10 protein-coding genes are annotated in these 12,861 nt (G+C 67.8%); 9 read left to right on the top strand and 1 reads right to left on the bottom strand.

Features of this window, described 5'->3' with window-relative positions; translation table 11 throughout:
- Positions 1 to 76: 76 nt before the first annotated feature.
- Positions 77 to 853, bottom strand: a complete 777-nt coding sequence (locus WDLP6_RS01115) for an amino acid ABC transporter ATP-binding protein (RefSeq protein ID WP_162570296.1) — start codon at positions 851 to 853, stop codon at positions 77 to 79.
- A 305-nt stretch (positions 854 to 1,158) separates the two neighbouring features.
- On the opposite strand from WDLP6_RS01115, the gene WDLP6_RS01110 reads away from it, so the two are divergent.
- The 9 genes from WDLP6_RS01110 to WDLP6_RS01070 are packed head-to-tail and all read left to right on the top strand — an operon-like array spanning position 1,159 to position 12,847.
- Positions 1,159 to 3,225, top strand: a complete 2,067-nt coding sequence (locus WDLP6_RS01110) for a hydantoinase/oxoprolinase family protein (RefSeq protein ID WP_162590863.1) — start codon at positions 1,159 to 1,161, stop codon at positions 3,223 to 3,225.
- 27 nt (positions 3,226 to 3,252) lie between these two features.
- Positions 3,253 to 4,689, top strand: a complete 1,437-nt coding sequence (locus WDLP6_RS01105) for an aldehyde dehydrogenase family protein (protein ID WP_162590862.1) — start codon at positions 3,253 to 3,255, stop codon at positions 4,687 to 4,689.
- A 29-nt stretch (positions 4,690 to 4,718) separates the two neighbouring features.
- Positions 4,719 to 5,429, top strand: coding sequence for an FCD domain-containing protein (locus tag WDLP6_RS01100; RefSeq protein ID WP_162565345.1), 711 nt, complete (start codon positions 4,719 to 4,721; stop codon positions 5,427 to 5,429).
- 42 nt (positions 5,430 to 5,471) lie between these two features.
- Entirely contained in the window at positions 5,472 to 6,767 is a 1,296-nt protein-coding gene (locus tag WDLP6_RS01095) for an aspartate aminotransferase family protein (RefSeq protein ID WP_162590861.1), read from the top strand.
- On the top strand, positions 6,764 to 7,972 hold the full coding sequence (locus tag WDLP6_RS01090) for a mandelate racemase/muconate lactonizing enzyme family protein (protein WP_162590860.1): 1,209 nt from the start codon (positions 6,764 to 6,766) through the stop codon (positions 7,970 to 7,972). The genes WDLP6_RS01095 and WDLP6_RS01090 overlap by 4 nt, the downstream gene beginning before the upstream one ends.
- Before the next feature lie 16 nt (positions 7,973 to 7,988).
- Positions 7,989 to 9,998 carry a hydantoinase B/oxoprolinase family protein gene (locus WDLP6_RS01085; protein ID WP_162590859.1) on the top strand — a complete coding sequence of 670 codons (2,010 nt, stop codon included), beginning with the start codon at positions 7,989 to 7,991 and terminating at the stop codon, positions 9,996 to 9,998.
- Positions 9,999 to 10,003: 5 nt separating this feature from the next.
- Positions 10,004 to 11,437: an MmgE/PrpD family protein gene (locus WDLP6_RS01080; protein ID WP_162590858.1), complete on the top strand. Its 1,434-nt coding sequence runs from the start codon at positions 10,004 to 10,006 to the stop codon at positions 11,435 to 11,437.
- Positions 11,406 to 11,696 (top strand): UxaA family hydrolase, encoded by a 291-nt coding sequence (locus tag WDLP6_RS01075; RefSeq protein ID WP_197910126.1) that lies wholly within the window; start codon positions 11,406 to 11,408, stop codon positions 11,694 to 11,696. The genes WDLP6_RS01080 and WDLP6_RS01075 overlap by 32 nt, the downstream gene beginning before the upstream one ends.
- The gene (locus WDLP6_RS01070) at positions 11,693 to 12,847 is read left to right on the top strand and encodes a UxaA family hydrolase (protein WP_162565339.1); all 1,155 of its coding nucleotides are present in this window, start codon (positions 11,693 to 11,695) and stop codon (positions 12,845 to 12,847) included. Before WDLP6_RS01075 ends, WDLP6_RS01070 begins: the two co-directional genes overlap by 4 nt.
- Positions 12,848 to 12,861 lie beyond the last annotated feature (14 nt).

The following is a 12,861-nucleotide window of genomic DNA, read 5'->3' as shown; positions in this document are numbered from 1 at the left end:
TTCGTAATAAAGACTTTCTGGCAGGCGCAGCCCAGTGCCCCGGCCAACGGGTTCCGATCGCGTCGCAGCGCCATCCTCATCGCTCGCCGTCACCGAGCCGGTGAAGCACGCGCGAGAGAAACTGCTGGGTGCGGGGATCGCTCGGATGGCGGAAGACGACATCGGGCGCGCCGGCTTCGACGATCTGGCCCTTGTCCATGAAGACCACCCGATCGCACACCTGCCGCGCGAAATCCATCTCGTGGGTAACGACGATCATGGTCATGCCGCCGCGTGCGAGCGCCTGCATGAGCTGAAGGACTTCGCCGACGAGTTCGGGATCGAGCGCGGAGGTGACCTCGTCGAACAGCATGATCTTCGGGCTCATCGCGAGCGCCCGGGCGATCGCCACACGTTGCTGCTGTCCGCCGGACAGACGAAGCGGATATTCCTTTTCCTTCTCGGACAGGCCGACCCGGGCGAGCAGTTCGCGCGCCGTCTCCACCGCCTGGGCACGGCTGCGGTGGCGTACGCGCATCGGTGCTTCGACCAGGTTGTCCAGCACGGTCATGTGCGGCCACAGGTTGAAATGCTGGAACACCATGCCGGTTTCCGCGCGAAGCGCGTTCAGACGCGCTGCCTTCATCGCGACGCGCCGGCCGTTGCGCTCCTCCTGGCCCAGCAGATGGCCGTCGAGATAGATCGATCCGCCGTCCGGCTCTTCCAGGTAGTTGATGCAGCGAAGCATCGTGCTCTTGCCGGACCCGCTCGGGCCGATGACGGAGATGGCTTCGCCCTTGCGCACCGTGAGATCGATGCCCCGGAGCACCTCCTGGGTGCCGAAGGACTTGCGCAGTCCTTCGATGCGCACCATCACCGCCGCCGGCTCGCCCGGCGCGGCGCCGGCACCGGCGAGGCGTTCGCCGGTTTGCGGATGTATTTCCACCATATTGTCGGCAAAGATCAAGCAATATCTCCTTAGACCTGGAAAAGGCTCCGCAGCCTTTTTCTCTAACAACCAAGCATCATGGAATATCGTCTTCTATGTCGGCAACTTGGTCAACGACTGTTTCGATCGAATTTCATAGGGAAATCACCAACATCTCCACGCAACCCTTAATGCAGAAATTTCGATAATATTGTCGACGATCAGAGATTATTTATGAGCAAGGACGCTTCATGTACCTGATGGTGGGCATCGATGTCGGAGGCACCTTCACCGACATCGTGTGTTTCGATCGGCGCAGCCGCCGCTTTCGTGTGGCCAAGGTGCCGTCATTTCCCGGCGAACAGTGGAAAGGCATCGTGTCCGCACTGGACAGCCTGCAAGTGCATGGCGCCGACGTGATGCGCGTCGCGCACGGAACCACCATCTCGACCAACGCGCTGCTGGAGCTCAAGGGCGCGCGCACGGCGCTGGTGACCACGGCCGGTTTTCGTGACGTGCTCGAGGTCGGCCGCACGCGCCGCCTGCTGGGCGGACTGTTCGACATGTTCTTCCGGCGCACGCCGCCGCTCGTGCCGCGCGACCGGCGCTTCGAGATCGACGAGCGCATCACCGGCAGCGGCGAGGTCCTGCGTCCGGTGAATCCGGCACAGGTATCGTCACTCGCCGAGCGCATCCTTGAGAAGGACGTGCAGGCGGTCGCCGTCTGCCTGATCAACGCGCATCGCAATCCGGCCAACGAGCGGGCCTTGTGCGAGATGCTGTCGCGCCATCTGCCGGGCGTGCCGGTGGTGATGTCCACCGAGATCGTTCGGGAACGCGGCGAGTACGAGCGCACCTCCACCTGCGTGCTGAACGCCTACCTGATGCCGACGATGCAGCGCTATCTCGGCGCACTCGAGGACGCGCTGGTGGCGCGCGGCGTGCACGTGCCTCTGAGCATCATGAGCTCCAACGGCGGCGCCATGAGCTTCGACCAGGCCGCCAGGTTCGTGGTCGGCACCTTCCTGTCCGGCCCCGTGGGCGGCGTCATCGCCTCGATGGCGCTGGGCCGTCAGATGGGCGTGGAGGACTTCATCACTTTCGACATGGGCGGGACCAGCACCGACGTGGCGCTGGTGCATCGCGGGCAACCGCGGCTGTCGTTCGACAACCAGGTCTATGCCTATCCGCTGCGCGCGCCGCAGCTCGACATCCACACCATCGGCGCCGGCGGCGGCAGCATCGTGCGCGCGCGCGAGGACGGCACGCTGGACGTCGGCCCCGAAAGCGCGGGCGCCTTTCCCGGCCCGGCCTGCTACGCGCGGGGCGGCACGCTGCCCACCATTTCGGATGCCAACCTGGTGCTCGGCCGTCTGCCGGCCGATCATGCGATCGCCAGCGAGCTGCGCCTGTCGATGCCGGCGGCACAGAGTGCGTTCGAAGGATTGCGCGACAAGCTCGGGGGCGCAGCCGTCCTGCCCGACACGGTGAAGCTGGCCTCGGTCGCCGTGGAGATCGCGATCTCGAAAATGGCCGCCGCCGTGCGCGAGATCTCGGTGCATCGCGGCTTCGATCCGCGCGAATTCGCATTGATCCCCTACGGCGGTGCCGGGCCGCTGCATGCCTTTCTCGTGGCGACGGAGCTCGGCATGCGCCGCGTGATCGTGCCACCTTTTCCCGGCCATATCTCGGCGCTCGGCCAGATGTGCGCCGACTACCGTCGCGACTTCAGCGTCCCATGGATCGGCACCCTCGAAGCCACGGCCGTGGCGCAGATGCGCGAGCTGTCCGTCGAACTGCTGGCGCAGGGCCACGCCTATCTGGAAGCGGAAAGCGTGGCCGCGGCGCAGCGCTCGTTCAGCCACTCGGTGGACATCCGCTACGCCGGCCAGTCGTTCACGCTGTCCATTCCGTGGCACGAAGCCGAGGATCAGGCATCGGACCTGGCGGCACGCTTCCACCAGCGCCACCGCGAAACCTTCGGCTATGCCAGCGACGAAAGCGCGCTGGAAGTGACCACCCTGCGGCTGGCCGCGACCGGCGACATCGAGAAGCCCTCGCTCGTGTTCGAAGAGACCTATGCACATTTCGCGCAGGGCGCGCGCATGCCCGGCTCGATCTCGCGCGAGGTCTTCGACGGCACCGAATGGCGCAGCGCCAGCGTCATCGATCGCGCGGCCTGCCGCACCGGCGACCAGTTCGACGGACCCGCCGTCATCGAGGACTTCGGCGCCACCACCTATCTGCCGCCCGGATGGCGCGCCACCGTGCACGAATCCAAGGCGCTGGTCTGCGAATGGCAGGACAGCGCCGAATAGGCACGTTTCCACCTGGGATGCTTCCACATGACTTCTGACCCTTCCAAAGCTCTTGCGCGCAATTTCATCGACGGCCGCTGGTCGGATGCGGGCACGCCCTTCGACGTCGTCGCACCCTACAACGGCCAGGTCGTCAGCCGCGCGCTCGAAGCGTCGAGCGCCATGGTCGACGAGGCCGTCGAGGCCGCCGCGCGCGCCAAGGCAGCCATGGCGGCGATGCCGGGCTACGAGCGCGCCGCGGTGCTGCGCCGCGTGCAGGCCGCGATCCTCGAACGGCTGGAGGAGATCGCGGTGGCCATCACGCGCGAAACCGGCAAGGTGCTGCGCGACACCCGCGAGGAAGTCCGCCGCGCCAGCGAAACGATCGGCCTGTGCGCCGAGGAGGCCATCCGCATCCGGGGCGATCACCTGCCACTGGATGGCAGCGCGGCGGGCGCCGGCAAGCTTGCGATGATGCTGCGCTTTCCGGTCGGCGTGGTGGGCGCGATCGTGCCCTTCAACGCGCCGTTCAACCTCAGCTGCCACAAGCTGGGGCCGGCCTTCGCCGCCGGCAATGCGGTCGTGATGAAGTCGGCCCCCGAGGCACCGACCTGCGCCAGGCTGGCCATCGAGCTGTTCGCCGAGGCCGGCGCACCCGCGGGCGCGATGAATCTGCTGCACGGGCGCACGGCGGTGGGCGAGGCGCTGGTGCGCAACCCCAAGGTGAACTTCATCACCTTCACCGGCAGTTCGCGCGGCGGCGCGGCCGTGCGGCAGGCCGCCGGCATGCGCCGCGTGCTGCTCGAACTCGGCGGCCTCGGGCCCAACATCGTGCATGCCGACGCCGACCTCGAGCGCGCCGCGAAGATGACGGCGCTGCACGGCACCCGGCTGGCAGGACAGAGCTGCATCTCGGTGCAGAACCTGTTCGTCCATCGCAGCGTGCTGGGCCGCTTCCTCGACCTGCACGTGCCGGTGGTGCGCGAGATGGTGCTGGGCGATCCGCTGGATGCGAAGACGGATGTCGGCCCCGTCATCAACGAAGCCGCCGCCGAGCGGATCGAGGCATGGCTGCGCGAAGCCGAGGCCGCCGGCGCGAAGATCCTGTGCGGCGGCAAGCGCCGCGGCGCCTTCGTCGAACCCACGGTGATCACGGACGTGACGGACAGCATGAAGGTGGTCTGCCAGGAGATCTTCGGCCCGGTCATCGTGGTGCGTGCGTATGACGATTTCGACGAGCCGATCCGCTGGATCAACAGCACCGAGTTCGGCCTGAACTGCGGCGTCTTCACGGCCTCCATCGCCACCGCCTTCGAGGCGATCCGGAGAATCGAATGCGGCGGCGTCATCATCAATGGCACCTCCACCTTCCGTCCGGACCAGGTTCCCTATGGCGGCATCAAGAACAGCGGGTTGGGCCGCGAAGGCCCGCACCACGCGATCCTGGAAATGACGGAGCAGAAGCTGGTCGTCTTTTCGAACTGAGGATGCCGCCGAAGAAAAGCATACACACCATGTCAGACAAAGAAAGCATCGAAAGCCTCGAAGAGCATTCCCTCACCGACCTCATCCAGCGCGAGATCGAAGGCATGCTGGTGAGAGGCGAGCTCGTGGCCGGCTCGCGCATCAACGAGAAGCGGCTGGCCGAGAACCTCAAGGTCAGCCGCGCGCCGGTGCGCGAGGTCACGCGCGCGCTCGAGCAGATCGGGCTGGTCGAGATCATCCGCAACCGGGGCGTCTTCGTTCGCAACGTCAACCTCAAGGACGTGGTGGCGATCTTCGACATCCGCATGGCCCTGGCGCGGCTGGCTGCGACCGAGGCCGCGCGCCGCATGACGGCAGTCTCCGCGAAGGCGCTCGGCGGCCTGCTCGAGCGCATGGACGCCGCGAGCAGCGCGGAAGAATACCTGCCGCTCAACCTGGAATTCCATCGCCAGATCTTCCTGCTCAGCGACAACCCGCGCCTGGCCCAGCTCGAGATTTCGCTCAGCAAGGAATTGCGCCTCTATCGCCTGCGCGGCCTGCGTTCCGGCAACAGCATGAACACCTCCAAGGAAGAGCATCGCGAAATCCTCGCCGCGCTGATCGACCACAACCCCGAACTCGCCGGGCGCCTGTTCGAGCAGCACATCCTCGCCGGCCGCGACCGCTTTCTTTCCACCGTCGACCGGCAGGAGCCGCCACCGCCGAAGCGCCGCGGGCGGCCCCGCAAGAACCCCGCCTGATCTTCGCGAAACCGCATCGCACCCATGACCCAAGGAGATTCCATGAAGAGCGCAACATCGCTGAACGACTACCTCGTCGTCAACCAGAACATCGAGCCGGTGCTGACCAGGGGCGTCGGCGCGGAAATCTTCGACGAGGAAGGCCGCTCGTACATCGACCTCGAAGGTGGCCCGGGCGTGGCCTCGGTGGGCCACTGCCACCCGAAGGTGGTCGAGGCCATCAAGAAGCAGGCCGATCTGCTGCTGCAGGTGCCCGGGCGCTACCACAGCCGCATGACCCTCACGCTGGCCGAGCGGCTGGCCGGGCTCACGGACAACCGCCTGAAGCGCACCTTCTTCGCCAACAGCGGCGCCGAATCCAACGAGGGGGCGATCAAGGCCAGCCTCAAGCATGCCGTCAACACGCGCAAGCAGGGCTACGGCATCATCGCCTTCGACCACGGCTTTCACGGCCGGCTGTCGCTCAGCTCCGCGCTCACCGGCCTGTCCAAGCAGAAGCGCGGCATGGCCACCTTCGGCATCTTCCCCGGGGTCGTGCACGTGCATGCGCCCTACTGCTATCGCTGCCCGTTCGGACTCCAGAACGACAGCTGCGCAATGAAATGCGCGGACGCCATCGAGGACGCCATCAAGACCCGCATGCCGGGCGATGCGGCGGTGATGATCGCCGAGCCGATCCTGGGCGTGGGCGGCGTCATCACGCCGCCCGAAGGCTATTGGAAAAAGGTGCAGGAGATCCTGGCGAGGTACAAGGTCACGCTGATCCACGACGAGGTGTTCGTCGGCTTCGGCCGCACCGGCAAGTGGTTCGCGCACGAGTGGTATGGCGCCAAGCCCGACATCGTGACCTTCGCCAAGACGATCGGCGGCGGCGTGCCGCTGGGCGGCTTCATCGCGACCGAGGAACTCGGCACCGCCTTCGACCCGCCGGACCACTTCACCACCTATGGCGCGAAGAACCAGCTCGGCATGGCGGCCGCGCACGCGGTGCTCGATGTGCTGCAGTCCGAGAACCTGATCGAGCGTGCGCAGAAGGCGGGCGAGCGCTTCATGAAGAACCTGCAGGACATCCAGCGCCGCAGACCGATGCTCGGCGACGTGCGCGGCAAGGGACTGATGATCGGCCTGGAGATCGTGGAGCGCGGCGGCAAGGAGCCTGCCGCCGCCGCGGCGAAGAAGATCGAGCACGCCATGGTCGCGCGCGGCGGGCTGATCTCCACCACCGGCGTCAATGGCAACGTGCTGCGGATCACGCCGCCGCTGGTCATCTCCGATGCGCAGATCGACCGCGCCTGCGAGGCGCTCGATGCCAGCATCGCGGAAGCCGGCGAATCATGAGCTCGACAGCGACGGCCGCCGCGACGGCGATCGCAGAAACGCCATGTCCGCCAGGGACGTCCATCGAGCGCATCGAGACCTTCGTCATCAATCCGGACTGGCGCAAGAACCTCGTGTTCGTGCGCGTGGAGACCGCCGACGGCGTGGTCGGATGGGGCGAGGCCTACACGCAATACGACCGCGATCGGGCGATCGTCGAGCAGATCGCCGAACTGAGCCGCTGCCTGAAGGGCCGCAGCGTCTTCGGCATCAAGAACTTCTGCCAGATCGCCTTCGACGACTTTGCGCAGCGCCGCGGCTCGCTCGAGTTGTTCGCCGCGCTGAGCGCGCTGGAACAGGCGATGTGGGACGCCGCGGGCCACACACTCGGGCAACCGGTCTACAACCTGCTGGGCGGTCCCGTTCGCGAGCGTTTCCGCGTCTACGCCAACGGATGGGGTTACGGACTCGAGACGCCACGCGAGCACGCCCAGGCTGCCGCCAGGATGGTGGCGCAGGGCTTCGACGCCATCAAGATGGATCCGCTGCCCAAGCCCTGGCGCACCTTCGCCACCCGGGAGCAGATGGACGTCGCCGTCAAGATCCTGGCCGAGGTGCGCAGCGCGGTCGGCGACGGCGTGGAGATCCTGATCGACAACCATCGGCGGCTCGCGCCGATGCATGCGATCGCGCTCGCGCAGCGCTACGAGGAATACGGCATCTACTGGTTCGAGGAACCCTGCCAGGCGCACAACCTCCAGGCCATGGCCCAGATCCGCCGGCGCCTGCGCACGCCGATCGTGACCGGCGAGGAGCTTTACACCAAGTCGGCCTTCCGACCCGTGTTCGAGGCCGAGGCGGCGGACATCATCAACCCGGACGTGTCCAACGTCGGCGGCATCCTCGAGCTCAAGGAAATCGCCGCGATGGCCGAGCCTTTCATGGTGGCCGTCTCGCCGCACAACTACAACTCGACCTCGGTGGCGCTGGCCGCGACAGTCCAGGCCGCGGCCACGATGCCGAACTTCCTCATCACCGAGTATTTCGTTCCGCTGGAATCGATCTCGCACCAGGTCGCCCCGGATGCGCTGGTGCCGGTCCAGGGCCATATCGAATTGCCCCGCAAGCCGGGACTGGGCATCACGGTGGACGAATCGTTCATCCGCGCGCAGACCTACCGCCCGCCCGCAGCGCGCAGCTTCCGCGCGTTCCATTCCGTGTTGTAGACAAGGAGATCCGACGATGTCCAGGTTCGGCGAGCTCGAACTCATCCGCGAGTCCATGGTGTCCGTGGTCAACGAGATGCGTGCCAACGTGATTCACGCATCCTTTTCGTCGATCATCTACGAGGGCCACGACTTCTCGTGCGCGCTGCTGACGGCGGACGGCAAGCTGCTGGCGCAATCGCTCGACGACAATCCCATCCACATCTTCGCGGTGCCGCATTCGGCCGGCGAGATCATTCGCAGCTACGGCAGCGACATGCATCCCGGCGACGCCTTCCTGCACAACGACCCGTACACCGGCGGCACCCATCTCAACGACATCCTGCTGATCCAGCCCATCTTCGTGGACACGACGCTGGTCGCGTTCTCCGCGGTGCGCAGCCACTGGGGCGACGTGGGCGGCATGACGGCGGGCAGCATCACCGGCCGCTCGACCGAGATCTACCAGGAAGGCGTGCGCATACCGCCCACGCGGATCGCCACCGGCCACCGGATCCACCGCGAGATCATGGAGCTGCTGTTCGCCAACATGCGCGCACCGGCGGAGCGGCGCGGCGACTTCGAGACCATGATGGGCGCGGCCACCAAGGCGGGCGAGCACGTGCGCCGGCTGTGCACGCGCTTCGGCACCGCGACGATGCTGAACGCGATCGCCACCCTGATCGCCAATGCCGAGCTGGTGATGCGCGAACGCATCCGCGCCTGCCCCAACGGCGTCTATTGCGCCGAAGGCTATGTGGAGAGCAACGGCCACACGGCCGAACCGCTGGTCGCGCGGCTTCGCATGACGGTGCACGACGACACCATCGACGTCGACTTCTTCGACGCCTCGCCCCAGACCGCGGGACCGACGAACGTGGGGCCGGCGATGGCGATCAACTCGGCCGGGACGATCCTGAAGGCCTTCCTCGACCCGGACACGCCCATCAACCACGGCTCCTTCCAGCCGATCCGCGTGCACGCGCCCGAGGGCAGCTTCATCAACGCCCGCGCACCGGTGGCCTGTGCCGGCTCGGTCGAGGTCAAGACATTGCTGGACTCGCTCATCGCGGGCGCGCTGGGGCAGGCGGTGCCGGCCAAGATGGTGGGCGACCTCAAGGGCAGCGGCAATCACACCTCCATCGCCGGCGGCGGCGGCCGCCAGGGCGCGCGTCCCTTCTACCTGTTCTACGAATACCCGGCCGGCGGCACCGCAGCGACCGGGCGCGGCGACGGCAGCCACGTGACGCGCACCTACACCGAGGGCGACTTCAATTCGATCGGCTCGGCGGAAGTCATCGAAAGCGAGATGCCGCTGCAGGTCGAGCAGATCGCGATCCGCGCCGACAGCCACGGCCACGGCCGCTTCCGAGGCGGCTGCGGCATGCGGCGCGAAGTCCGCGTGCTGGACGCGAAGGCCGTGCTTTCGGTTCTGTCCGACCGCAACACGATTCCGCCCTACGGCGTGGCGGGCGCCAGCGCCGGCCAGGGCAACCGCTACACGGTGCTGCGCGAGGGCAAGGCGATCGAGACCTCGCCCATTCCCGGCAAGATCGCGGCCTTCGAATTGCACCAGGACGACATCCTGCGCATCGAAACCGCCGGCGGCGGCGGCTGGGGCGACCCGGCGCTGCGCGAACCGGCCCGCGTGGCGGCCGACGTCGCCGTGGGGGTGACCAGCGCCGAGATGGCACGCGCGCGCTACGGCGTGGCGCTGACCGATATCGGCGAGGTGGACGAACGCGCCACCGACAGGCTTCGCCGCGCGATGATGGATGCGCGCGTCCGGCTCCAGGTGCAGTCCACCGAGAGCGACCAGTACGACGGCGCGCGTCGCATCTTCAGCCTTTCGACTGCGTCGGCCCAACGACTGGGCGCGACGGACGGCGTGCTGTGCGAGATCGCCAACCCCGACGGTCCGAGCCTGCGCGGCTGGGTGCGGATCGATGCGCAGCGCTCGAACGACGCGTTGCCGCTCGGCCCCTTCGCCTGCGCGATCCTGCGCTGCCAGCAAGGCAGCCGCTTCGAACTGCGGCGCATCGATTGACGCCCATGGCAACGATCGCCAGCAAACTGGTGAATCAGCTGCACGGCTTGCCCGCGTCGGACATTCCGCCGCGCGTGCATGCGCGCGCGGCCCTGTGCATGGAAGACACGCTCGGCGTCGCGCTGGCGGCGCTGGCCAGCGGCGCCGGCACCGCGGGTGTCGCGCTGGCACGGCAGGCCGGCCCGGGCCGGGTGAGCGTCTGGGGCGCGGGCTTCGGCGCGCCGCTGTCCGACGCGGTCCTCGCCAACGGCATGCTGGCGCACGCGCTCGATTTCGACGACCTGCATGCGGCGGCGGTGATGCATTCCAGCGCCGCGGTCGTTCCGGCCGCGCTCGGGCTCGCACAGCATCTCGGTGCGAGTCCGCGCGAGATGCTGGCCGCCGCCATCGTGGGCTACGAAGTCGCCGCGCGCCTCGGACGGCTGGCACCCGGCCGCTTCCAGTTGCATGGCTTCCAGTCCACGTCGGTGCTCGGCACCTTCGCGACGACCAGCGTCGCCGCGCGCCTGCTCGGGCTCGATGCGGCGCAGGCGCTTCATGCCTTCGGCATCGCGGGCAGCATGGCGGCGGGCTCGATGGAGTTCCTCGCGGACGGCAGTTCGGTCAAGCAGATGCATCCCGGCTGGGCTGCATCGGCCGGCATCAAGGCGGCGCAGCTGGCGAAGGCCGGATTCACCGGGCCGGCGACGGTGTTCGAGGGCCGCTTCGGCATCTTCCGTTCCTATGCGCGCGCCGAGGTCGATGCCTCGCGAATCGACGCGCGCATCGGCGATCCCTGGGAAGTCGAGCTCATGGGCCCCAAGCCCTATCCCGCCTGTCTGTGCGTCCATCCGCAGGTGCAGGCGATGCTTCAGCTGCGCGAGGCCGGCTCGATCGCAGCCGAGCGATGGGACGACATCGAGGAGATCGCCTGCGAGGTGCCGGACCTGTACGTGCCGCTCGTGTACGAACCGCGCGAGCGCAAGCTGAACGTGCAGACCGCGTACGAGGCGCGCTTCTCGGCGCCGTACTGCATGGCGCGGGCCTTGCTCGACGGTCATCTGGACAACGGCAGCTTCGATGCGGCCCAGCGCGCGGATCCCATTGCGCGGGCGATCGCGAGCCGCGTGACCTGGAAGGTCGCGGCGCTGCCCGAATACCCCGCCTCGTTTCCCGCACGCGTTCGCGTGACCCTGCGCGGCGGGCGGGTGCACGAGGCCTACGTCCGGCACAACCTCGGCAGCCCGGCCAACCCGATGGACGAAGCGCAGCTCGGCGCCAAGTTTCTCGCCTGCGCCGAACCGGCGGTGGGCCATTCCGCGGCGCGGCGGCTGCATCTGGCATTGCGCGCATTGCCGGATGCGCAGGACATGGATCGGTTCAACGCGGCACTTGCAGCCGCCCTACTCTCGGAGACCCACGATGGACATGAAAACCAGCGTCCTGCATCCGCAGGATAACGTCGCGACCCTGTTGGCCGACGTCGAATCGGGCGAGGTCGTGCGCACGCGCGACGCCCAGGTGACGGCCGTCGAGGCGGTGCCCTTCGGCCACAAGATCGCGCTGTGCCGCATCCCGCAGGACGGCGAGATCATCAAGTACGGCGAATCGATCGGCCGAGCGATGTGCGAGATCCGCGAAGGCGCGCTGGTCCATGTCCACAACCTCGAGAGCCAGCGCGGACGCGGCGACCTCCAGGGCGCGGAGGGCCGGCCATGACGCACACCTTCTGGGGTTACCGGCGCCCGGACGGCCGGGTCGGCATCCGCAACCACGTCGCCATTCTCGCGGTGATGGACAACGCCAACGGCGTGGTCCGTCATCTGGCGCAGCTCGTGCGCGGCACGCTGCCGCTGCCGGTGTGGTACGGCCGGGGGCAGTTCGGCGCTGACGACGAACTGTTCCGCGGCACGCAGGTCGGACTCGCATCCAATCCCAACATCGCCGCCGTGCTGGTGGTGAGCCTGGAGCAGGTGTCCGCGCGCAAGGTCGCGGAGGCGATCGCCGCCAGCGGCAAGCCGGTCGAGTCCATCTCGATCCAGGACGTGGGCGGCACCGTGGAGGCCATCGCCAAGGGCATGCGCATCCTCGCGTCGATGGTGCAGAACGCCACGGCCCAGCGCCCCGAACGATGTCCGCTCTCGGCGCTGACGCTCGGCGTGGAATGCGGCGGCACCGACACCACCTCGGGCCTGGCCTCGAATCCCGCGCTCGGCTGGGTGGCCGACCAGGTGGTCGATGCGGGCGGCGTGGTCTATCTGTCGGAAACCTCGGAATGGATGGGCGCCGAAACCGTGCTGGCGCGCCGCGCGCGCGACGAGAGCGTGGCGAAATCCATCTTCGCCGCGGTGAAGCGGATCGAGGACGACGCGCATGCGCGCGGCGTGGACATCCGCGGCGCCAACCCGGTGCCGGACAACATCCGCGGCGGCATCAGCAGCATCGAGGAGAAGTCCCTGGGCGCCATCATCAAGGGCGGCACCGGCACCATCCAGGACGTGCTGCCCTACGGCCAGCGCGCATCCGGCAAGGGCCTGTACCTGATGGACACGCCCGCGCCCGCGGCCGAGTCGATGACCGGCCTGGCCGCGGGCGGCGCCCAGCTGATCGTCTTCACCACCGGCCAGATGAACATCATGGGCTGCCCCATCGCGCCGACGATCAAGATCACGGGCAACCCGCGGACCGCGCAGCGGCTGGCCGACAACGTCGATGTCGATGTCTCGTCCCTCCTCGCGGGCGAAGCGCTCGAGACGGTGGGCGCGCAGCTGCTCGAATGCCTTCTGCAGACCGCCAGCGGACGCCTCACGCGGGCCGAGATCTTCGGCGACGAGGAGATCGCGATCAGCCGGATTCAACCCACGGTCTAGGGCCTGTTCACACA

This window comes from Variovorax sp. PBL-E5 (assembly GCF_901827185.1).
In the GTDB taxonomy this organism is placed as follows: Bacteria; Pseudomonadota; Gammaproteobacteria; order Burkholderiales; family Burkholderiaceae_C; genus Variovorax.
Note: the sequence above shows the minus strand (reverse complement) of the source record. Positions and strands in the feature narration are given on the sequence as shown.

Bases quoted from the DNA above. Each gene is read 5' to 3' on its own strand.
- WDLP6_RS01115 (WP_162570296.1), bottom strand. From the start codon at position 853: ATGGTGCGCATCGAAGGACTGCGCAAGTCCTTCGGCACCCAGGAGGTG.
- WDLP6_RS01110 (WP_162590863.1), top strand. From the start codon at position 1,159: ATGTACCTGATGGTGGGCATCGATGTCGGAGGCACCTTCACCGACATC.
- WDLP6_RS01105 (WP_162590862.1), top strand. From the start codon at position 3,253: ATGACTTCTGACCCTTCCAAAGCTCTTGCGCGCAATTTCATCGACGGC.
- WDLP6_RS01100 (WP_162565345.1), top strand. From the start codon at position 4,719: ATGTCAGACAAAGAAAGCATCGAAAGCCTCGAAGAGCATTCCCTCACC.
- WDLP6_RS01095 (WP_162590861.1), top strand. From the start codon at position 5,472: ATGAAGAGCGCAACATCGCTGAACGACTACCTCGTCGTCAACCAGAAC.
- WDLP6_RS01090 (WP_162590860.1), top strand. From the start codon at position 6,764: ATGAGCTCGACAGCGACGGCCGCCGCGACGGCGATCGCAGAAACGCCA.
- WDLP6_RS01085 (WP_162590859.1), top strand. From the start codon at position 7,989: ATGTCCAGGTTCGGCGAGCTCGAACTCATCCGCGAGTCCATGGTGTCC.
- WDLP6_RS01080 (WP_162590858.1), top strand. From the start codon at position 10,004: ATGGCAACGATCGCCAGCAAACTGGTGAATCAGCTGCACGGCTTGCCC.
- WDLP6_RS01075 (WP_197910126.1), top strand. From the start codon at position 11,406: ATGAAAACCAGCGTCCTGCATCCGCAGGATAACGTCGCGACCCTGTTG.
- WDLP6_RS01070 (WP_162565339.1), top strand. From the start codon at position 11,693: ATGACGCACACCTTCTGGGGTTACCGGCGCCCGGACGGCCGGGTCGGC.